Annotated in this window: 17 protein-coding genes and 1 tRNA gene; 15 read left to right on the top strand and 3 right to left on the bottom strand. The window is 67.3% G+C overall.

Annotated elements, in window-relative coordinates:
- Positions 1 to 147 precede the first annotated feature (147 nt).
- The 13 genes from fdnG to J0A90_RS15405 all read left to right on the top strand — a co-directional run bounded on the left by fdnG (position 148) and on the right by J0A90_RS15405 (position 15077).
- On the top strand, positions 148 to 3222 hold the full coding sequence (fdnG, locus tag J0A90_RS15460) for a formate dehydrogenase-N subunit alpha (protein WP_255702214.1): 3075 nt from the start codon (positions 148 to 150) through the stop codon (positions 3220 to 3222).
- A gap of 10 nt (positions 3223 to 3232) precedes the next feature.
- Entirely contained in the window at positions 3233 to 4177 is a 945-nt protein-coding gene (fdxH, locus tag J0A90_RS15455; protein WP_035472251.1) for a formate dehydrogenase subunit beta, read from the top strand.
- Positions 4174 to 4821 carry a formate dehydrogenase subunit gamma gene (locus J0A90_RS15450; RefSeq protein ID WP_207034066.1) on the top strand — a complete coding sequence of 216 codons (648 nt, stop codon included), beginning with the start codon at positions 4174 to 4176 and terminating at the stop codon, positions 4819 to 4821. The genes fdxH and J0A90_RS15450 overlap by 4 nt, the downstream gene beginning before the upstream one ends.
- The gene (gene fdhE, locus J0A90_RS15445) at positions 4805 to 5767 is read left to right on the top strand and encodes a formate dehydrogenase accessory protein FdhE (RefSeq protein WP_207034063.1); all 963 of its coding nucleotides are present in this window, start codon (positions 4805 to 4807) and stop codon (positions 5765 to 5767) included. Before J0A90_RS15450 ends, fdhE begins: the two co-directional genes overlap by 17 nt.
- 228 nt (positions 5768 to 5995) lie before the next feature.
- Complete coding sequence (selA, locus tag J0A90_RS15440) at positions 5996 to 7426, top strand: L-seryl-tRNA(Sec) selenium transferase (protein ID WP_207034060.1); 1431 nt, start codon at positions 5996 to 5998, stop codon at positions 7424 to 7426.
- Positions 7423 to 9366: a selenocysteine-specific translation elongation factor gene (gene selB / locus J0A90_RS15435; RefSeq protein WP_207034058.1), complete on the top strand. Its 1944-nt coding sequence runs from the start codon at positions 7423 to 7425 to the stop codon at positions 9364 to 9366. Before selA ends, selB begins: the two co-directional genes overlap by 4 nt.
- Before the next feature lie 82 nt (positions 9367 to 9448).
- Positions 9449 to 9544, top strand: a tRNA-Sec gene (locus J0A90_RS15430).
- Positions 9545 to 10211: 667 nt separating this feature from the next.
- The gene (locus J0A90_RS18690; protein ID WP_255702212.1) at positions 10212 to 10346 is read left to right on the top strand and encodes a hypothetical protein; all 135 of its coding nucleotides are present in this window, start codon (positions 10212 to 10214) and stop codon (positions 10344 to 10346) included.
- A gap of 254 nt (positions 10347 to 10600) precedes the next feature.
- Positions 10601 to 11569: a cation diffusion facilitator family transporter gene (locus J0A90_RS15425; RefSeq protein WP_207034053.1), complete on the top strand. Its 969-nt coding sequence runs from the start codon at positions 10601 to 10603 to the stop codon at positions 11567 to 11569.
- 409 nt (positions 11570 to 11978) lie between these two features.
- A complete protein-coding gene (metF, locus tag J0A90_RS15420; protein WP_207034050.1) occupies positions 11979 to 12815 on the top strand; it encodes a methylenetetrahydrofolate reductase [NAD(P)H] in 837 nt (278 codons plus the stop codon).
- A gap of 114 nt (positions 12816 to 12929) precedes the next feature.
- Positions 12930 to 13457 carry a superoxide dismutase family protein gene (sodC, locus tag J0A90_RS15415; RefSeq protein WP_207034047.1) on the top strand — a complete coding sequence of 176 codons (528 nt, stop codon included), beginning with the start codon at positions 12930 to 12932 and terminating at the stop codon, positions 13455 to 13457.
- Positions 13458 to 13664: 207 nt separating this feature from the next.
- Positions 13665 to 14348 (top strand): metal-dependent hydrolase, encoded by a 684-nt coding sequence (locus tag J0A90_RS15410; RefSeq protein WP_207034044.1) that lies wholly within the window; start codon positions 13665 to 13667, stop codon positions 14346 to 14348.
- 63 nt (positions 14349 to 14411) lie between these two features.
- On the top strand, positions 14412 to 15077 hold the full coding sequence (locus J0A90_RS15405) for a haloacid dehalogenase type II (protein WP_207034041.1): 666 nt from the start codon (positions 14412 to 14414) through the stop codon (positions 15075 to 15077).
- A gap of 22 nt (positions 15078 to 15099) precedes the next feature.
- Here J0A90_RS15405 and J0A90_RS15400 read toward each other — a convergent pair whose 3' ends face one another.
- Together J0A90_RS15400 and prlC are read right to left on the bottom strand one after the other, a co-directional pair.
- Positions 15100 to 15357 (bottom strand): YheV family putative zinc ribbon protein, encoded by a 258-nt coding sequence (locus J0A90_RS15400; RefSeq protein WP_207034038.1) that lies wholly within the window; start codon positions 15355 to 15357, stop codon positions 15100 to 15102.
- Positions 15358 to 15423: 66 nt separating this feature from the next.
- Positions 15424 to 17475 carry an oligopeptidase A gene (prlC, locus tag J0A90_RS15395; protein WP_207034035.1) on the bottom strand — a complete coding sequence of 684 codons (2052 nt, stop codon included), beginning with the start codon at positions 17473 to 17475 and terminating at the stop codon, positions 15424 to 15426.
- 222 nt (positions 17476 to 17697) lie between these two features.
- Here prlC and J0A90_RS15390 point away from each other — a divergent pair, with 222 nt between their 5' ends.
- On the top strand, positions 17698 to 19038 hold the full coding sequence (locus tag J0A90_RS15390) for a sodium-dependent transporter (RefSeq protein WP_233076845.1): 1341 nt from the start codon (positions 17698 to 17700) through the stop codon (positions 19036 to 19038).
- 66 nt (positions 19039 to 19104) lie between these two features.
- Complete coding sequence (locus tag J0A90_RS15385) at positions 19105 to 19638, top strand: gamma carbonic anhydrase family protein (protein WP_207034032.1); 534 nt, start codon at positions 19105 to 19107, stop codon at positions 19636 to 19638.
- Here the strand turns inward: J0A90_RS15385 and J0A90_RS15380 are convergent, their stop codons facing one another.
- Positions 19639 to 20427 carry a GntR family transcriptional regulator gene (locus J0A90_RS15380; RefSeq protein ID WP_207034030.1) on the bottom strand — a complete coding sequence of 263 codons (789 nt, stop codon included), beginning with the start codon at positions 20425 to 20427 and terminating at the stop codon, positions 19639 to 19641. It abuts the gene before it with no gap.
- Positions 20428 to 20638 lie beyond the last annotated feature (211 nt).

Genomic DNA, 20638 nt, shown 5'->3' with positions numbered 1-20638 from the left:
GCTTCTAGCCTGCTATAAAGTTGACTTAAGGCGCTGCTCAAAAGCGCCGTATACCCCCTGAACGCCGGGCGTGCTGGCTGACGCTGCAGGCTCCCCTGGAAGGACCGCCAGGGCGGTGGTAACGACACAATCCGATGAGGATGGCACATGGCAATTAACGTCACGCGGCGCCAGTTTTTCAAACTGGGCGGGGCGGGGCTGGCGACGTCGAGCCTGGCGGTGATGGGGTTCGCCCCGGAACCCGCCGAAGCTTCGATCCGGCAGTTCAAGCTGACCCACGCCAAGGAGACCCGCAACACCTGCACCTACTGCTCGGTGGGCTGCGGCATTCTGATCTACAGCAAGGGCGATGGGGCGAAGAACGTCGAACAGAACGTCTTCCACATCGAGGGCGACCCGGATCACCCGGTCTCCCGCGGCTCGCTGTGCCCCAAGGGCGCAGGGCTGCTGGACTTCGTCCACAGCGATGGCCGTCTGGCCTACCCGCAGGTGCGCGAGGCCGGCAGCGACGAGTGGAAGCGGATCAGCTGGGACGAGGCGCTCGGGCGCATCGCTCGGCACATGAAGGATGATCGCGACGCCAACTTCGTGCAGCGCAACGCCCAGGGGCAGACGGTCAACCACTGGACGACGACGGGTTTCCTGGCGGCGTCCGGCTCCTCCAACGAAGCCGGCTACATCACCCACAAGGTGGTGCGTACGCTGGGCATGGTGGCGTTCGACAACCAGGCACGCGTCTGACACGGACCGACGGTGGCAGGTCTTGCCCCAACATTCGGTCGCGGTGCCATGACCAATCACTGGGTCGACATCCGCAATGCCAATCTGATTCTGTCGATGGGCGGCAACTCCGCCGAAGCACACCCCGTGGGCTTCCGCTGGGTCACCGAGGCCATCGAGCACAACAAGGCCGAGTTGATCACGATCGACCCGCGCTTTACCCGTACCAGCGCGGTGGCGCAGGATCGCGCCTTCATCCGCACCGGTAGCGATATCGCCTTCCTCGGCGGGCTGATCAGCTATCTGATCGAGACCGATCAGATCCAGCGCGAGTACGTGCTGAACTACACCGACGCGGCGCTGATCGTGCGCGACGGCTATGGCTTCGAGGAGGGTCTGTTCTCGGGCTACGACGAGGCCACGCGCAGCTACGACAAGCAGTCGTGGATGTACGAGAAGGGCGCCGACGGCTTCGTGCGCCGGGATGACTCGCTCAGCGATCCGCGCTGCGTCTACCAGCTGCTGCGCGGGCACTATGCGCGCTACACCCCTGACATGGTCTCGAGCATCAGCGGCATCCCGGTGGCCGACATCCAGCGCATCTGGAAGAAGATCGCGGCGATGGCGGTGCCCGACAAGACCATGACCATCCTCTATGCGCTGGGCTGGACGCAGCACTCGATCGGCTCGCAGATCATCCGCGCCGCGGCCATGGTCCAGCTGCTGCTGGGCAACATGGGCATGCCGGGGGGCGGGGTCAACGCGCTGCGCGGGCACTCCAACATCCAGGGGCTGACCGATCTGGGGCTGCTGTCGCAGCTGCTTCCGGGCTACATGACCCTGGCCAACGCCAAGGAGCAAGGGTACCGCGCCTATATCGACAAGCGCACCAAGCAGCCCACGGTGGCGGGTCAGGTCTCCTACTGGAAGAACTACGAGAAGTTCCACGTCAGCCTGATGAAGGCGTGGTACGGCCAGGCCGCGACCGCCGACAACGACTGGTGCTTCGACTGGTTGCCCAAGCTCGAACGGCCGCTCTACGACATCCTCGATACCTTCGAGCGCATGTCCAAGGGCGAGCTGACCGGCTACTTCTGCCAGGGTTTCAATCCGCTCGCCTCGTTCCCCGACCGGGCCAAGATCACCCGCGCGCTGTCGTCGCTGAAGTATCTGGTGGTGATGGACCCGCTCAACACCGAGACCAGCGAGTTCTGGAAGTCCTACGGCGAGTACAACGACGTCGACCCCAGCCAGATCGACACCGAGGTGTTCCGGCTGCCGACCTGCTGCTTCGCCGAGGACGACGGCTCGATCGTCAACAGCGCGCGCTGGCTGCAGTGGCACTGGGCCGCGGCGCCGCCGCCGGGCGAGTCGCGCCCCGACACGCGCATCATGGGCGAGCTGTTCCTCAGGCTGAAGCAGCTCTACCAGACGGAGGGCGGGGTCTTCCCCGAGCCGATCCTCAACCTGACCTGGGACTACAAGATCCCCCACGAGCCCAAGTCGGAAGAACTCGCGCGCGAGTTCAACGGCTATGCGCTGGAGGATCTGACCGACGCCCAGGGGCAGGTGGTGCGCCGTGCCGGCGAGCAGCTCTCCGGTTTCGGTGAGCTGACCGCCGACGGCAAGACCACCGCCGGCTGCTGGATCTTCACCGGCTGCTGGACCGAAGCGGGCAACCAGATGGCGCGGCGCGACAACGCCGACCCCTATGGTACCGGCAACACCCTGGGCTGGGCCTGGGCCTGGCCGGCCAACCGGCGTGTGCTCTACAACCGCGCCAGTGCCGACGTGCAGGGGCGGCCGTGGGGCGCCAACAAGGCGTTCGTGTGGTGGAGCGCTGAGCAGGGGCGCTGGATCGGTGCCGACGTGCCCGACTTCCCGCCGACCTCGGCGCCGTCCGAAGGGCAGATGCCGTTCATCATGCAGCCGGAAGGGGTGGGACACCTGTTCGCCGGGCAGAGCATGGTCGATGGCCCCTTCCCCGAGCACTACGAGCCGTTCGAGTCGCCGGTACCGCAGAACCTGCTGCATCCGGGCAAGCCCAAGGTGCGCAACAACCCGGCGGCACGCATCTTCGACGAGGATCGCGCGGCTCTGGGCACACCGGAGGAGTACCCGCATGCGGCGACGACCTATCGCCTGACCGAGCATTTCCACTACTGGACCAAGCACGCCCGGCTCAACGCCATCGTTCAGCCGCAGCAGTTCGTCGAGATCGGCGAGAAACTGGCCGAGGAGATCGGCGTGGCCGCGGGGGACTGGGTCAAGGTCTCCTCCAAGCGCGGCTTCATCAAGGCGGTGGCGGTGGTGACCAAGCGGCTCAAGCCGATGACGGTCGGCGACCGTCAGGTGCACCACGTGGGCATTCCGCTGCACTGGGGCTTCACCGGCGTGGCCAAGAAGGGCTATCTGGTCAACGCCCTGACGCCGTTCGTCGGTGATGCCAATACCCAGACGCCGGAGTACAAGTCGTTCACCGTTCGCGTCGAGAAGGCTTAGGGAGCTCGCCATGATCAATTCGCAAAACATCATTGCCCGCTCTGCCACCACGACCCCGCCGCCGCAGGCACGCAGCCACGTCGAGGAAGTGGCCAAGCTGATCGATGTCTCCAAGTGCATCGGCTGCAAGGCGTGCCAGGTGGCGTGCATGGAGTGGAACGACCTGCGTGACGAGGTGGGGGAGTGCCACGGCACCTACGACAACCCCACCGACCTCACCGCCGAGTCGTGGACGGTGATGCGCTTCAGCGAGCACGAGACGGCCGATGGCAATCTCGAGTGGCTGATTCGCAAGGATGGCTGCATGCACTGTGCCGAGCCGGGCTGCCTTACGGCGTGCCCGGCCCCCGGCGCGATCGTGCAGTACGCCAACGGGATCGTCGACTTCGACTCCAACCACTGCATCGGCTGCGGCTACTGCATCACCGGCTGCCCGTTCGATATTCCGCGCATCTCGCCGAAGGACAGCAAGTCCTACAAGTGCACGCTGTGCTCGGATCGGGTCAACGCCGGCATGGAGCCGGCCTGCGTCAAGACCTGCCCGACCAACTGCATCGAGTTCGGCACCAAGGCGGACATGCTCGACCGCGCCGCCAAGCGGGTCGGCGATCTCAAGGCGCTGGGTTTCCGCGATGCCGGCATCTACGACCCGGCCGGCGTCGGCGGCACCCACGTGATGTACGTGCTGCATCACGCCAACGATCCCAACCGCTACAGCGGCCTGCCCAAGGACCCACGTATCTCGCCGCTGGTCGGCGCCTGGAAAGGGGTGACCAAACCGATCATGGCGGCGATCATCGGCATCACTGCCTTCGCCGGGGTGATCCACTACGTGACCAAGGGGCCCAAGGAGGAGCCGGAGGAGAGCGCTGACGCTGACCCGACCGCGCTCGGCTACGACGCCACGCGCCGGCGCGACGACGCGGACGACCGCCCGCATGGAGGTGACCGATGAAGCGCTCCCAGGATCGTCTCGTACGCTACTCGCCGCTCGATCGTGCCAATCACTGGACCATGGTGATCGCGTTCGTGCTGCTGGCGCTGTCGGGGCTGGCGTTCTTCCACCCGGCATTCTTCTTCCTCAGCCATAGCCTCGGCGGGCCGGTGTGGGCGCGTATTCTGCACCCCTTCCTCGGCCTGGTGCTGGTGCTGCTGTTCGTGGCCATGGCGGTACGCCACGTCAGCCGTAACCTGCTGGGTGAGAACGACGTGCAGTGGATGCGTCAGATCGGCGACGTGCTCGACAATCGCGACGACAAGCTGCCGCCGATCGGCAAGTACAATCCGGGCCAGAAGCTGGTGTTCTGGGCGCTGGTGGTGTCGATCGCGGCGCTGTTGGTCAGCGGCGTGATCATGTGGCGGCCGTGGTTCGCCGGCTACTTCCCGATCCCGCTGATCCGGCTGGCGAGTCTGGTCCACGCGCTGGCGGCGTTCGTTGCCATCGTCACCATCGTGGTCCACGTCTATGCCGCGCTCTGGGTCAAGGGCTCGATCCGCTCGATGACCCAGGGCTGGGTGACCCGCGCCTGGGCCCGTCATCACCATGGCCTCTGGGCCCGCGAACAGGAGGAGAAGCAGCGCCGTGAGCCGCAACCCTGAACGCCCTCCGGGCAGTGACCCCGGTCACGCTTTCGGTCAGGCGCCCCCTTCGCCGGGGGCACCGCCGATGGTGGTGCTGCCGGGCCGCAAGCTGTTCGCCGAACGTGCCGAGCGCCTGCGGCGGCTGGCCGAACGCGTGCCGGCGATGGCCGACTACCTGCGCTTCATGGCGCAGGTGGTCGCCGCCCAGCACCGGGTGCTGCAGCAGCCCCGCGCGAGCGTGACCGCGAGTGCCGAGGTGGCGATCGCCCACGGCGTGCCGCCGTTGGCGATCGACGGGCTGTGGCGCGACATGAGCTGGCGCGAGGATCTCGACGCGCTGATCGCCGAGCTCGACGGCGAGGTGCCGGCGGCGCAGCGCGAGTGGTTCGAGGCCCTGCGCGGTGCCTCGGCCGCGGCCCGCGAGGCGCTGGTGCCGCGTTTGCTCGGCGGTGAGTCGCTCGACCCCGAGCAGACCGCGCTGGCGCCGCTGGTGGGTGCTGCGCTGCAGGTCGCCTGGACCCGTCAGGCGCGCACCCTGGCAAAGCCGCCGGGGCGCCCCGACGAGGCCATGCGTGCGCTGTGCCCCTGCTGCGGTGCGCCGGCGGTGGCCAGCGTGATCCAGATCGGCATGGCCCGCTCGCGGGTGCGCTACCTGCACTGCGGGCTGTGCGCCACCGAGTGGTACGCCGAGCGCGCGCGCTGCGTCGAGTGCGGCGATAGCCGGACGCTCGACTATTGCGGGCTCGAGGACGACGCCGGGCAGCGCGTGCTGCCGGTACAGGCGGAGACCTGCGATCACTGTGCGAGCTATCTCAAGGTGGTGCAGAAGGAGTGGGAGGCCGATGCCGATCCGCTCGCCGACGATCTCGCCAGTCTGGCCCTGGACATGCTGATCGCCGACCGCGAGCTGGCGCGGCGGGCCTTCAACCCACTGCTGGTGCTGGGCGCGCCCGACGCCGGCTGAGACCGGCTCATGGCGCCAGTGGCGCGGGCGTGTCGACGTTCGCGGCCACTCTCGCCTACCTCTCTCACATACCACGCTCGCCTGCCGCTGCGGGGCTGGCGACCCGTGGCTGCTCCCTCGACCCGGGCCGTGCGGCGCCGGGTCACTTGTGTTGGCGTGGCGGCGACGCTTAAATCGGGGGCACGCCCGGTGTCGCCCCCGGCCATCCTCCGTTCTGTCGAGCCGTTCATGTCCGAGACCTCTGCCGCGAGCACCGATCTGCGTCGCCACCTGCCTGCCGTCAACGTGTTGCTTGCCCATGCCGCACTGCAGCCCGCCCGTGTGCAGCACGGTGAGCGCGTGCTCACCCGGGCCGTCCGCGACACGCTCACCGAGTGGCGTCGCCGGCTGGCGGCGCCGGATGCGCCGACTTCACTCGACGAGGAGGCGCTGATCGATGCCATACACGAGCGTCTTGCCGGGCTGACCCGGCCCAACCTGCGCGCGGTGTTCAATCTAACCGGTACGGTGATCCACACCAATCTGGGGCGATCGCCGTTGGCCGAGGCGGCGATTGCGGCGATGGTCGAGGCGGCACGCCACCCGGCGGCGCTGGAGTACGATCTCGAAGGTGGGCGGCGTGGCGACCGTGATCGCCTGGTCGAGGCGCTGCTGGTCGAGCTCACCGGGGCCGAGGCGGCGACCGTGGTCAACAACAACGCGGCCGCCGTGCTGCTGGCGTTGAGCGCCCTGGGGGCAGGCCGCGAGGCGATCATCTCGCGCGGCGAGATGATCGAGATCGGCGGCGCTTTCCGCATGCCCGACGTGATGACCGCCGCCGGCTGCCGGCTGGTCGAGGTGGGGGCCACCAACCGCACCCATGCGCGCGACTTTCGCCAGGCGCTGGGTGAGCAGAGCGGTCTGATCGTCAAGGCGCACACCTCCAACTACGCCATCGCCGGCTTCACCAGCAGCGTGCCGGAGGCGGAGCTGGCGGCGATCGCCCACGCCCACGGTATTCCCTTCATGATCGATCTGGGCAGTGGCGCGCTGACCGACTTCCGCGCCCTGGGGCTGCCCCACGAGGCGCAGCCGGCGGAGGCGATCGCCGCCGGGGCCGATCTGGTCACCTTCAGCGGCGACAAGCTGCTGGGTGGGCCGCAGGCGGGGATCGTGGTCGGCCGGCGCGAGCTGGTCGAGCGTCTCAAGCGCCACCCGCTCAAGCGCGCGCTGCGCTGCGACAAGCTCACCCTGGCCGCCCTCGAGGCCACGCTGCGGATCTATCGCGATAGCGAGGCGCCGGCGCGCGAGCTGCCCACGCTGCGGCTGTTGACCCGTGCGGAGGATGAGATCGCACAGCAGGCCGAGCGTCTGCTGAACCCACTGCGGGCGGCACTCGCCGGCATCGCCACGGTGGAGAATGAGGCCTGCCGCAGTCAGCTCGGCAGCGGTTCGCTGCCGGTGGATCGCCTGGAGAGCCGTGCGCTGGTGCTGCGGGCGCCGCGCGGGCGCGATCTGGCCCGTCTCGAGCGGGCGCTGCGCGCGCTGCCGCGACCGGTGATCGGACGTACCCACGAGGGTGCGCTATGGCTCGATCTGCGCTGTCTCGCCGAGCCCGCCGACGAGCAGGCGTTCCTGGCGCAGCTGGCGACGCTGCCGGCGTGCTGGGAGGCGGCATGATCGTCGGCACCGCGGGGCACGTCGACCACGGCAAGACCGCGCTGATCCGCGGGCTCACCGGTATCGCCACCGACCGCTTGAAGGAGGAGCAGGCGCGCGGCCTGACCATTGAGCCGGGGTACGCCTATCCCACGCCGCCACCGGGGAGCGAGGGGGCGGTACTCGGCTTCATCGACGTGCCCGGCCATGAGCGCTTCATTGCCAACATGCTCGCGGGGGCGGCCGGTATCGACGCCATGCTGCTGGTGGTGGCGGCAGATGACGGCATCATGCCGCAGAGCGTCGAGCATCTGCGCATTCTGGAACTGCTTGGGGTCGAGCGCGCCTGGGTCGCGCTGACCAAGTGCGACCGCGTGGACACCGCGCGGGTGCAGCAGGTGAGTGCCGAGATCACCGCCTGGCTGGCAAAGACGCGCTTCGCCGGTGCGCCGCTGTTCGCCGTCTCCAATCTGTCCGGCGCGGGTCAGGCGGCGCTGGGCGATGCGCTGTGGGCCGCGGCGCGCGCGCAGACGGCTCGTCTTGCGAGCGGCGGCTTTCGGCTGGCGGTGGACCGTGCCTTCGTCAAGCAGGGCGCGGGAGTGGTGGTCACCGGCACCATCCGCAGCGGTGAGGTGCGTCAGGGCGATAGCGTGCGCCTGCTGCCGGGCGGGGCCAGCGCGCGGATACGCGCGCTGCGGGCACAGAATCGCGAGGTCGCGCTGGCCCGACGCGGCGAGCGCTGCGCGCTCAATCTGAGCGGCAGCGAGGTCGAGCGCGGCACGCTGGCACGCGGCGACTGGGTGGTCGCCGCGGACTCCAGGGTCGAGGGGCGTCAGCGTCTCGACGTCTCCCTCACACTGCTGCCGGAGGCCGAGCCGCTCAAGCACTGGACCCCCGTGCATCTGCACCATCTCAGCGCCCACGTCACCGGCCATGTCTCGCTGCTGGAGGGTGAGACGCTGGCGCCGGGCCAGACCATGCTGGCGCAGCTGGTGCTGACAGCGCCACTACATGCGACCCATGGCGATGCGCTGATCGTGCGTGACCACGGCGCCAGCCGCACCCTGGCCGGTGCACGCGTGCTCGACGTGGCGCCACCGCGGCGTGGTGCGCGCCAGCCGGCGCGCCTGACCTGGCTGCAGGCACTGAGGGCGATGCTCCCGGGGGCGGATGGTGAAGTGCAACTGGCGGCACTCTGGCCGCACCTCGCCAGCGGCCAGAGTGTCGACCTGGTGGCCCTGGCGGCCAATCTCGACCTACCCGCGGCGGTTCTCGACGAGGCGGCCACCCAGGCCGGATGGGTGGTGATCGCCGCCGATGCGGCCACGCACCACGCCTTTCGTGTCGACGATCTGGCCGCGCGCTACGCTGCGGTGGTAGCGCGCCTGGCACAGGTCCATGCCGAGGAGCCGGCGATGCGCGGGGCGGAGATCGACCGGCTGCGGCGGATGAGTGCACCGGCGCTGCCGCCGGCGCTGTTCCGCCCGCTGCTGGAGCGCTGGAAGGCCGAGGGAGAGATCGTCCAGCACGGGCCCTTCATCGCCCTGGCCGACCACCGGGCGACGCTGGGCGAGGCCGATGCCGCGCGCTGGCAAGCGGTGCGGCCGCTGCTGGCGCAGACGCCGTTCGAACCGCCGCGGGTGCGTGATATCGCCATGGCGCTGGGCCTGGAGGAGGGCGAGACTCGGGCCTTGCTGCGGCGCACGGCGCTGCTCGGCGAGGTCTACCAGCTGCGCCACGATCACTTCTTTCTCACCCCGCATGTGGTCCAGCTGGCCGACTGGGTGCGCGAACTCGCAGCGTGCTCGCCGGCGGGGGTCACGGCGGCGGCGTTCCGCGATCGGGTCGGCTGCGGGCGCAAGCTGGCGGTGGCGATTCTCGAGTTCTTCGACCGCATTGGCTTCACCCGACGCATCGGCGATGGTCACAAGGTGATTCGACAGGATATGCTGTTCACCTGACCGCGCGCCTGCGCGGTCGGTCGCGTCTGGTGCTTTGGCTCCGCCTGATACTCTTGGGCGCTGTCCGACACCTTGCGTGCCTGGAAGAGAATCGTTCCCCGGTGGGACGCCAGGACTTCAACTCCTGTAGGGGCTGCCAGCGGTCCCTGGTGGGTTCGACTCCCACTCTCTTCCGCCACCCTTCATGCCGTCCCTCATGCCATCCTCCTTGCAGGCTGCTACCGTCTCCGCGATCTCGCGCGAGTCACAGGTCCGAGCTGCCGCTGCCTATGCTCTGCAGAGCGTTTTCGGAAGGGTAGCAAGTCGCTGTTCTCGCGACTTTTTCGGCGATACAAAAAATGACAAGGGGTTATTGAACGTGTGTTCGGGTATAACTCCATGATTAAGGGAATTTAAGTGTTGCCATTAGCAAAAGTGATTTGGGGATTATCATATTTGCCTTGGTTACGGCTGGCTAACGGTCCATGCTGAGCGTGCTCACTTAGCCAAGCGGCAAGACCGCAAGGGACTGCGGGGTGAGCACTGATGAGGGGGCAAGGTTCACGTCCTCCTTCGATCGGTCCCATCCAGTGCTTCTCGTCTTTTTCTCATTACGCTCTGCTACTTACGTTCATCTACCTACGCTCTTCTAGCTTCTTTTTTCTCTTTTTGACTCCCTCTTCCCGATAGCCGCTATCGGCACGAACCGTGGCCGTGCGCTGGGAGCCCTTCGCGACGGGGCGCTTCGCTGTGCGAGAGGTGTTCCTGCCGGCGCCCTTACTGTCTTCCCTGGCGCTACCCATGGCATCATGCGCCAGCTTTCCGTGTCGCGGAAGCGTCGATCCTTTCAGCGCAACGGAGGTCATATGCAGGGCTCTCTCATCGGCATCGTCGCCGGCGTAGCGGTATGGCTCGCCAGCGGCGAGTGGGGCTGGGGTATCGGGGTCGGTATCGCGGTGGGCATCGCCTGGGATCTCTGGCGCCAGCGCCCCTGGCGCTGAGAGGGTGTTTACAAAATGCCTGCGCTCGACGATACGGCGTTGAAATCGACCTCAAAGTACTCATTTACACCGCGTAAACTCCGTCTTTTCGGCCGATTTCGCCTTGTCTCGCCTTCGCTCGTCGAATTTGTAAACACCCTCTGAGGCGACCCACAGGGTAGGCCCTCCGCGATGCCGCCGTCGGGTCGGGGTGTAATACAATAGCGTGGGGGGCGTGCGCTACCCTGTAGTGACACGCTAGACGGACGCGCGCCATGCCCGCTCATCACGACCACGCCCACCACCATGATCATCATCACGATCATGGCGGCCACCATCATCATCACGACCATACGCCCGAGGTGACCGCCGACAGCGCCAAGCGGGTCAAGTGGGCGATGCTGCTGACCGCGGGTTTCATGCTGGCGGAGGTGGTGGGCGGCTGGATTTCGGGCTCGCTGGCACTGCTGGCCGATGCCGGGCACATGTTCAGCGACAGCTTCTCGCTCGGCCTGGCACTGTTCGCCTTCGCCATGGGCAGTCGCGCGCCGGATACCCGGCGCACTTTCGGCTATCAGCGGTTCCAGGTGCTCGCCGCTTTCGTCAACGGGCTGACCCTGTTCGGCATCGCGGTGTGGATCTTCATCGCGGCGATCCAGCGCTTTACCCAGCCGGTGGAGGTGCTGGCCGGGCCGATGATGACCATCGCCGTGCTCGGGCTGGTGGTCAATCTGGTGGTATTCAAGATTCTCCACGGTGGCGATCAGGAAAATCTCAATCTGCGCGGGGCGCTGCTTCACGTGCTGGGGGATCTGCTCGGCTCGGTGGCGGCTATCGTGGCCTCGGTGGTGATTCTGCTCACCGGCTGGACGCCGATCGATCCGCTGCTCTCGATGCTCGCTGCCGGGCTGATTCTGCGCGCGGCCTGGACGATTCTGCGGCGCTCCACCCACACCCTGCTCGAGGGTACCCCGGAGGGCCTCGACGTGGACCAGATCCGTCAGGCGCTGCTGGCGGTCGAGGGGGTCGAGGGGCTGCACGACATGCACGTCTGGGGGCTCACGCCTCAGGACCCGCTGCTCAGCGCGCATCTGGTGATCGTCGCGGCCGACCAGCACGATGCGGTGATCGAGCGCGCCTATGGTGTGCTGCAGGCGCGTTTCGCGATCCACCATGCCACCCTCCAGGTCGAGACCGCCGCCTGCCGTACCGGTGGCGACTGCCACGCTGGCGTCCATCCCTGAACCCATCTCCTGGCATTGCCTGCGCAGACCTAGGCACTGTCTGAAAAGTGCTGCGCTCGCCCATGCGGCGTTAAAAATCGGCTGGAACGCCAGCCCGGTCAAAAATGCTCATTTACACCCCGTAAACTGGAGCGCCAGCCCGGTCCGTTTTCGCCGATTTTTGCCTTAGCTGCGCGCCCCGGCCTGGCCTTCGCTCGTCGACTTTTCAGACAGCACCTGGCGCGATGCACTCGGGGAGCTGACGTGACCGGCTTTCATACCCGGGCGCGGAAAGTTTCATTGGCCGGAGCTGGAGGCGGCGGGCACAATGGGTCCATGTCGTAGAGAGGCACACAGGGGGCGCGACGGGCGTCCGACGGCCCCAGCCAGCGCCTCTCCCTACCGATCCGATTTCGAGACAAAAGCGCGCATGAATACGCATCTTCCCCTGGGCATCAGCTTCGAGTTCTTTCCTCCCAATACCGCGGCCGGGCGGGAGAAGCTCAACGCCACACGGGATGCGCTGAGCGCGCGTTCGCCGCGCTTCTTCTCGGTCACCTACGGTGCCGGCGGTTCGACCCAGGCGCGCACCCTCGATACCGTCGAGGCGCTGCGCCAGGGCGGCGTCGCCACGGCGCCGCACCTCTCCTGCGTGGGCAGCGAGAAGGCCGCGATACGCGAGCTGCTCGGACGCTATCGCGACTCGGGCATCGACAGCCTGGTCGCGCTGCGCGGCGATCTGCCCTCGGGCATGGGCGGGGCGGGTGAGCTGCGCTACGCCAACGAGCTGGTCGAGTTCGTGCGCGCCGAGACCGGCGATCATTTCAATATCGCGGTGGCCGCCTACCCCGAAGTGCATCCCCAGGCGCTGAGCGCCGAGCGCGATCTGGAGAACTTCGCGCGCAAGGTGAAGGCCGGCGCCGACTTCGCCATCACCCAGTACTTCTTCAACGCCGACGCCTACTTCCACTTCGTCGACCGGGCCCGCGCGCTGGGCGTGGAGGCGCCGATCGTGCCCGGCATCATGCCGATCACCAACTACAGCAAGCTGGCACGCTTCTCAGAAACCTGCGGCGCCGATATTCCGCGCTGGGTGCGCAAGCAGCTCGAAGCCTATGGCGACGACCAGCAGAGCATCCAGGCGTTCGGCATCGACATGGTGTCGCGGCTCTGCCAGCGTCTGCTCGATGGCGGCGCGCCGGGGCTGCATTTCTACACGCTCAATCAGGCCGGCCCGTCGCTGCGCATCCTCGACAATCTGGCCTGAGGCGCTCACGTCGCGCCGTTGCACGACTTCGACTAGGGTGAGAGCCACGGGTTGGCGATGGGCGAGCCATGGGCTGGCCCGTGCCGGACAGCATGGCCGAAACGGAGGTGAACGATGCAACGGACGATAGCGAGCGCTCTGGGCGCCGGTATGCTGCTGACGCTGGCGGGGCTGGCACAGGCCGATACGCAGGTCGACATGCACAGCGTCTCCACCCAGGGGGTGGGGGAGTCCATCGGTACGATTACCGCCAGGGATACCGATTATGGGCTGCTGTTGACGCCGGAGCTTGCCGGTCTCGAACCTGGCATCCACGGTTTCCACCTGCACACCAACCCCAGCTGCGACCCCAGCGAGAGCGATGGCAAGGTGACGCCGGCGGGGGCCGCGGGCGGCCACTTCGACCCCGAGCAGACCGACTCCCACCAGGGGCCCTACAGCGATGCCGGCCATCTGGGGGATCTGCCGGTGTTGGCGGTGGATGACGAGGGCAATGCCACCACCCCGGTGCTGGCGCCGCGCCTGAGCGAGGCCGATCTCTCCGGCCACGCCTTCGTCATCCACGCAGGCGGCGACAACTACAGCGATCAGCCCAAGCTGGGCGGCGGCGGGGCTCGCGTTGCCTGCGGCGTGATCGAGTAGCGTGGCGTCACGCGGCTTCGGCTCTCCACACGGCCCCGCTTCGGCGGGGCCGTGTCGTCATGGGGTATCGCGCGAGGCGCCAGGGTAGTGCCGGCATCCGCGCGGGATAACGCCGATGTTTGCAACGCCGCTGTCTAAGCTATTGTTTTCCATAGGTCGCAAGCCGCATAATCTGGCTATTTATCCAGTCTTGGAGCGGCGGCACCGATGGCCAACTTTCGCACCCACTTCGGGGTCGCCAGCGTGGGCGGGCTGATAGCCTCCCAGGCGGGGTGGCAGGCGTCGCTCTACGGGCTGTGGCAGGCGGCGGCGATTGCCGGTCTGGTGACCTTCGGCGGCATTCTGCCCGACATCGATGCCGACAACTCCCGAGCGGTGCGTCTGATCTTCCAGATCCTGGCACTGATCGCCATCGTCGTGGCGGTGCTGCTGCTGCAGCATCGGGTCACGCCGGCGCAGCTGTTCGCTGCCTGCGGCGCGACCTATCTCGCGGTGCGCTATCTGGCCAGTGCGCTGTTCGCCCGCTTCACCGTGCATCGCGGGCTGTGGCACTCGCTGCTGGCGGCCGCGCTCAGCGGGCTGGCGACGGCGGCGGCGAGTTTCACCCTGCTCGGCCAGCCGGCGCGTCTGGCCTGGCTGCACGGCCTGGCGCTGACACTCGGCTTTCTCATCCATTTGGCGCTGGACGAACTCTACAGCGTCGATCTCACCGGGGCGCGACTCAAGCGCTCCTTCGGCACCGCGCTCAAGCCGTTCGACTGGAAGGCTCCCGGCAGCTCGCTGATGCTGCTGCTCACCTCGGTGCATCTGATCGCCTGGCTGCCGCCGCTGGCAGTGCTGCGGGAGGTGCTGACGCATGGACTGGGATGGGGGTTGGGTTGGGGGCGTTAAGCTCCCGCGTTTTGGAGCATCGCGTTCTACACTGAGGGGCCAACCACCCAAAGGAGAGGCCCCATGCATCTGGTCTTCGACGTCAATGAAACGCTACTCGACACCGCCGCGCTGGATCCGCTGTTCATGCGCTGGTTCGGCACCGAGGCGCGCCGCGGCGAGTGGTTCCTCACCCTGCAGGAAACCTGGATGACCACCAATCTGGTCTGCCGTTTCGCCCCCTTCGCCGAGCTGGCCAGGAGTGCGTTGCGCCAGTTGGGTGCCAAGTACGAGGTTGCGATCACCCCCGCCGACGAGCAGGCGCTGGTCGACGGCGTGCTCGCCATGCCGGCGCACGCCGATGCCGTCGAGGCGCTGGCCTGGCTGCGCCAGCAGGGCCACACCCTCACCGCGTTGACCAACAGCGCCAGTGAGGCGGCGCAGCATCAGCTCTCCCAGGCGGGGCTGGCAGCTTATTTCGATGCCATTCTCAGCGTCGATCGGGTCGCGCGCTACAAGCCGGCGCCGGAGCCCTATCGTGCGGCGGCGGCGCACTGGGCGGTCGCGCCCGAGGCGATGATCATGGTGGCGGCCCACGGCTGGGATCTGATCGGTGCCCAGGCGGTGGGCATGCGTACCGCCTTCGTGGCGCGCCCGGGCAAGGCGATGGACCCGGCGCTGGAGCAGGTACCCACCTGGCGTGGTGACGACCTGCGCCAGCTGATGGCCCAGGTCGTCGCGGCGGGATGAGGCGGTTTGGATTCGATAGAGACTAGTGGCGGGTACCGGGATCGATGATCTTCACGGTACTGATCTCTTCGCGCGCGGGTTTCTGGGTCTCGCGGGGCTGATTGACCCGGGTCGGCAGTTCGTCCTGCGCGCTCTCCTCCACCGGTAGCTGCTCGAAGAAGTCGCAGCTGACGCAGTCGCGATAGCGGATACCGTTCTGCTCCCAGCTGCGTATGCGATCCATGGCCGCGCAGCGCGGGCAGATGGCGCCGGCGATGAAGCGCTTGGGTGTGTGTGTCATGGCTGACCTCGCTGATGGCGGGCAGGGTTCGCCTGCCCGCCCCTGGGTGCGTGTCGGCGCCGTCCGTCAGGCGGCGTCGCGCGGTTCGATGCCGGTATGGCGCAGCAGCGGCTCGATGCTCGGCTCGCGGCCGCGGAACGCCTTGAACAGTTCGGCGGCATCGCGCGAGCCGCCGCGCTCGAGGATTTCGCTGCGGAAGCGCTGGCCGGTCTCGGCGTCGAAGATGCCGGCTTCCTCGAAGGCGCTGTAGGCGTCCGCCGAGAGCACTTCGGCCCACTTGTAGCTGTAGTAACCCGCAGCGTAGCCGCCGGCGAAGATATGCGAGAAGCCGTTCTGGAAGCGGTTGAAGTCGACGCTGGGGACCACCGAGACCTGGGCGCGCACGCCATCGAGCAGTGCCTGCACGTCGGCGGCGCTGGGGGTGGCGAGCTCGTGGTGCAGGCGCAGATCGAACATCGAGAACTCCAGCTGGCGCATCATCTGCATCGCCGACTGGAAGTTGCGCGCCGCCTGCAGCTTGTCGAGCAGCGCGTCCGGCAGCTTGTCGCCGCTGTCGACGTGGCCGGCGATCAAGTCGAGCCCCTCGCGCTCCCAGCAGAAGTTCTCCATGAACTGGCTAGGCAGTTCGACCGCGTCCCAGGCCACGCCGCTGATGCCGGAGACGTCGGCCACCGTCTGCCGGGTCAGCATGTGGTGCAGGCCGTGACCGAACTCGTGGAACAGTGTCAGCACCTCGTCATGGGTCAGCAGCGCCGGCTTACCGCCGACGGGCGGGGTGAAGTTGCAGGTCAGGTAGGCGACCGGCAGCTGCAGCGAACCATCCTCGCGCTGGCGCCGGGTGCGACAGACGTCCATCCAGGCGCCGCCGCGCTTGCCTTCCCGGGCGTAGAGATCGAGATAGAAGCCGGCGATCGGGGTGTCGCCGTCGAGCACGTCGAAGTAGCGCACGTCTGGGTGATAGCGCGGAGCGTCGGGGTTCTCGGTCATGCGGATGCCGTAGAGCTTGCCGACCACGCGGAACAGGCCGTCCACCGCCCGCGGCGCGGGGAAGTAGGGGCGCAGCTGCTCTTGGGAGATGTCATAGCGCGCCTGGCGCAGCCTTTCGCTGACGAAGCCGATGTCCCACGGGGCCAGCTCGCCCATGCCGAGGGTGTCGCGGGCGTAGGTCTGCAGTTCGCCGATATCCCGCCGTGCCTGGGGCAGGGCACGCTCGGCGAGATCGTCGAGAAAGCCCAGGACCTGATCGGGAGACTCGGCCATCTTGGTCTCCAGCGAGTAGTCGGCGTAGGTGGCGAAGCCGAGTAGCTGAGCCAGCTCATGGCGCAGCGCCAGGATCTCTTCGATCACCGGGGCATTGTCGTTGGTCCCGGCGTTGGGACCCTGGTCGGAGGCGCGGGTGACGTAGGCGGTGTAGACCTCCTGGCGCAGTTCGCGATCCTCGGCGAAGGTCATGATCGGCAGAAAGCAGGGCACATCGAGGGTGATGCGATAGCCCGTTTCGCCCTTGGCCTCGGCGTTGGCGGCCAGCATCTCCAGTGCGCTTTCCGGCAGGCCGGCCAGGCGCGAGGCGTCGGGCAGCGTCTTGTGCCACGCCTGGGTGGCATCGAGCAGCTGGTTGGAGAAGATATTGCCCAGCTCGGAAAGGCGTGCCTGGATCTCGCCGTAGCGGCGCTTCTGCTCGCTCGGCAGGTCGACACCGGCGAGGCGGAAGTTGCGCAGGGTGTTGTCGACCGCCTTGCGCTGGGCTTCGTCAAGCGCAGAGAAGTCCTCGCTCTGGGCCAGGCGTTCGAAGGCCTGGAACAGCGCGGTGTGCTGGCCGACCCAGGTGCTGTACTCCGAGAGCAGCGCCAGGCACTGCTGATAGGCGTCGCGCAGGGCGTCGCTGTTCATCGTCGAGTTGAGGTGCGACACCGGCGAAAAGGCCTGGGAGAGACGGTCGTCGAGCGCCTCCAGCGGTGCGGCGAGGGAGTCCCAGGTAGGCGCTTGCTGATTGGCCAGGGTGTCGATCGCGGCGCGGTTGTCGGCGATGATCCGCTCGACTGCGGGAACGGCATGCTCGGGGCGGATCGCCTCGAACGGCGGCAGCGTGTTGGAGTCGAGCAGCGGATTGTGCGACATGATCACCTCGGACGAAGAATCGATGCCACAGTATATGGGGGGGATGGCCGTGCCTTTCAACGCGCTGGCCAGTCTGCCGATCGCCGTGGCCTTGCCCGTGCGATACCAGGATTGGCCGGGACGATGAGCCCTGATAGGCTCGCTTCCTTTCGCCGTGACGATGGCCGCGTGAAGACGGCCCTGTAGCGACGGTGCCCCGCCAAGATAGAAGGTGACGAGACGATGAACGAAACCCTGGAGCGCTGGCACTCCCGCCGTGCTTTCATTCTGGCGGTGACCGGCGCCGCGGTGGGGCTGGGCAATATCTGGCGCTTCCCCTACATGACCGGGGAGAACGGCGGCTCGGCCTTCCTGCTGCTCTATATCCTGTTCGTGGTGGTGCTGGGCCTGCCGATGATGATGGCGGAGATCCTGATCGGGCGTGCCGGCCGGCGCAGCCCGATGCAGGCGCTGGCGTATCTCGCCAACGAGGCCGGCGCCAGCCCGCACTGGCGCTGGATCGGGTTGTTCGGCGCGCTCACCGTCTTCTTCATCCTCTCGTTCTACTCGGTGGTTTCCGGCTGGTCGATCGAGTATCTGGTCGATGCGGTCAACGGCAGCTTCGTCGAGCGTACGCCGGCACAGATCGGCTCGGCTTTCGATGCCTTTCTCGCCGATCCGCTACGCATGACCTTCAATCACACGCTGTTCATGCTGCTGACCATGTCGGTGGTCGCCGCCGGGGTCAGCAACGGCCTGGAAAAGCTCAACAACGTGATGATGCCGCTGCTCTACGTGATCCTGATCGTGCTCGGTGGCTACGCCGTCACCACCGCCGGCTTCGGCGCGGCGATGGCGTGGCTGTTCACGCCCAATCCGGCGGCGATCGATCTCCAGGTGGTGCTCAATGCCATGGGGCACGCCTTCTTCACCCTCGCCGTCGGGGCCTGCGCGCTGATGGCCTACGGCGCCTACATGCCCGAAGAGCAGAGTCTGCCGCGGGCGGTGTGCGCGGTGGCGCTGCTGGATATCGCAGTGGCGCTGCTCTCGGGTATCGCCATCTTCTCGGTGGTATTCACCCACGGCCTCGATCCCACCGAGGGGCCGGGGTTGATGTTCGTGACGCTGCCGATCGCCTTCAGCGAGCTCCCGGGTGGGCAGATCTGGCTGGGGGCCTTCTTTCTGCTACTGCTGGTGGCGACCTGGACCTCCTCGATCAATCTGGCCGAGCCGATGGTGGCGATGCTGATCGGCGCCGGCTGGCGCCGCGGGCGGGCGGCGCTGCTGATCGGCGCGCTGGTGTGGGCCGTGGGCCTGCTCTCGGTGCTGTCGTTCTCGACCCTGGCCGACGTGCACTGGATCGGCGAGATGAACTTCTTCGCCCTGGTCTCCACGGTGCCGCCGGATATCTTCCTGCCCATCGGCGGGCTGCTGATCGCGATCTTCGCCGGCTGGCGCATGTTGCCCGAAGCCGCCGCCTCGGCGCTGGGCGGTCCCGCGGCTGGGTTCCGGCTGTGGCGCGGCGTGGTGCGCTATGTCTCGATCCCGTTGACGGCGGTGGTGCTGTTGTCGAGCCTGATATAGAAATCATCCATGACCATCGGCGCCGGGCGGCGTCGAGCGAGTCGAGTGAAGAGGGGGGTACGATCCATGGCAATGAGAAGCTATCAGGGCATCAGCCCGAGTCTGGGTGAGCGGGTTTTCGTCGACGAGACCAGTGTGGTGCTCGGCGATGTAGCCCTGGGGGACGACAGTTCGGTGTGGCCGATGGCGGTGATTCGCGGCGATGTCCACCGCATCCGCATCGGCGCGCGCACCAGCGTGCAGGACGGCTGCGTGCTGCACTGCACCCATGCCAGCGACTACAACCCCGGCGGGCATCCGCTGATCATCGGCGACGAGGTGACCATCGGGCATCAGGCGACGCTGCACGGCTGCAACGTGGGCGATCGGGTGCTGGTCGGCATGGGCGCCATCGTGCTCGACGGCGCGGTGGTCGAGTCCGAGGTGATCATCGCCGCCGGCGCCCTGGTGCCGCCGGGCAAGACGCTGGCCAGCGGGCATGTCTATGCCGGCAACCCGGCCAAGCCCCTGCGTCCGCTCAAGCCCGAGGAGCGCGAGTTCTTTGCTTATACCGCGGGCAACTACGTCAAGCTCAAGGATCGCCACCTCAGCGGCGAGTGATCAGCGTAGCGGCGTGCCCTTGAGGAGCTGGGTGCGGCGCTCGGCGCGCTGAGCACGGAATTCGGCGCGCTGCATCTCCATCAGCCCCTCCTTGACGTAGTCGAGATGCTCATGGGCGAGATGCCGGGCATCTTCGGCGCGACCCTCCAGAATCGCCTCGAGCAGCGCCCGGTGCTGATCCAGAAGCAGGCTGCGCGCGTCGGGGCGCTCGAACAGACGCGCCAGGTTGGCGACGATGCTCTTCTCCAGGAGCTGGAACAGTCCGCGAATGGTGTGCAGCATCAGCACATTGTGTGCCGTCTCGGCGATCGCCAGGTGGAATGCGGCATCCGCCCGGGCCTCGCGCAGGGCGTCGCCCTGCTGGCCGGGGTCGGCGTAGCTGTCGCGCAGGGCCTGGAAGCGCTGCTGCAGCATCTCCTTGTCCGCCGGGGTCGCGCGCATCGCCGCGTGATAGGCGGTGATTCCCTCCATGGCATCGCGGAACTCGAGCACATCGAGATAGAACTCGTCATGGCGCGACAGCATCTCGATGATCGGGTCGCCATAGCTGTCGCTGAGCCGTTCGCTGACATAGGTGCCGCCGCCCTGGCGGCTGGTGAGCAAGCCGCGGGCCGCGAGCTTCTGAATGGCCTCGCGCAGCGATGGGCGCGAGACACCGAAACGCTCGGCGAGCTCGCGTTCCGACGGAAGGCGATGGCCAGCCTTGAGGCTGCCTTCCAGAATCAGCGTCTCCAGACGCTGGGTGATGACGTCGGCCAGGCGCGGCTGGCGCAGGGGCGATGGCGGCACGGGCGACTCCCTCGAGTGACAACGATGTCATCCACTATGCCGCGCATTGGCTCGGACGTGAATCAACGTCTCCTCCTGGCCAGCGTAACTCCCGCCATACGTGGCCTCTAGCGCCGGCGCCGGAACGCGGCGACACTTTTTCGACATTTCCCCTTGCCAAGGCCGGAGGAGATCCGTAAAGTACGCATCCGCTGACGCCGAGACAGGTTCT

The organism is Salinicola sp. DM10 (genome assembly GCF_017306975.2).
Classification (GTDB): domain Bacteria; phylum Pseudomonadota; class Gammaproteobacteria; order Pseudomonadales; family Halomonadaceae; genus Salinicola.
This window is presented reverse-complemented; position numbering and strand designations above follow the sequence as displayed.

What these genes read in the sequence shown, in the direction of transcription:
- fdxH (WP_035472251.1), top strand. Translation starts at nt 3,233, where the DNA reads ATGATCAATTCGCAAAACATCATTGCCCGCTCTGCCACCACGACCCCG.
- J0A90_RS15450 (WP_207034066.1), top strand. Translation starts at nt 4,174, where the DNA reads ATGAAGCGCTCCCAGGATCGTCTCGTACGCTACTCGCCGCTCGATCGT.
- selA (WP_207034060.1), top strand. Translation starts at nt 5,996, where the DNA reads ATGTCCGAGACCTCTGCCGCGAGCACCGATCTGCGTCGCCACCTGCCT.
- selB (WP_207034058.1), top strand. Translation starts at nt 7,423, where the DNA reads ATGATCGTCGGCACCGCGGGGCACGTCGACCACGGCAAGACCGCGCTG.
- J0A90_RS18690 (WP_255702212.1), top strand. Translation starts at nt 10,212, where the DNA reads ATGCAGGGCTCTCTCATCGGCATCGTCGCCGGCGTAGCGGTATGGCTC.
- J0A90_RS15425 (WP_207034053.1), top strand. Translation starts at nt 10,601, where the DNA reads ATGCCCGCTCATCACGACCACGCCCACCACCATGATCATCATCACGAT.
- metF (WP_207034050.1), top strand. Translation starts at nt 11,979, where the DNA reads ATGAATACGCATCTTCCCCTGGGCATCAGCTTCGAGTTCTTTCCTCCC.
- sodC (WP_207034047.1), top strand. Translation starts at nt 12,930, where the DNA reads ATGCAACGGACGATAGCGAGCGCTCTGGGCGCCGGTATGCTGCTGACG.
- J0A90_RS15410 (WP_207034044.1), top strand. Translation starts at nt 13,665, where the DNA reads ATGGCCAACTTTCGCACCCACTTCGGGGTCGCCAGCGTGGGCGGGCTG.
- J0A90_RS15405 (WP_207034041.1), top strand. Translation starts at nt 14,412, where the DNA reads ATGCATCTGGTCTTCGACGTCAATGAAACGCTACTCGACACCGCCGCG.
- J0A90_RS15400 (WP_207034038.1), bottom strand. Translation starts at nt 15,357, where the DNA reads ATGACACACACACCCAAGCGCTTCATCGCCGGCGCCATCTGCCCGCGC.
- prlC (WP_207034035.1), bottom strand. Translation starts at nt 17,475, where the DNA reads ATGTCGCACAATCCGCTGCTCGACTCCAACACGCTGCCGCCGTTCGAG.
- J0A90_RS15390 (WP_233076845.1), top strand. Translation starts at nt 17,698, where the DNA reads ATGAACGAAACCCTGGAGCGCTGGCACTCCCGCCGTGCTTTCATTCTG.
- J0A90_RS15385 (WP_207034032.1), top strand. Translation starts at nt 19,105, where the DNA reads ATGGCAATGAGAAGCTATCAGGGCATCAGCCCGAGTCTGGGTGAGCGG.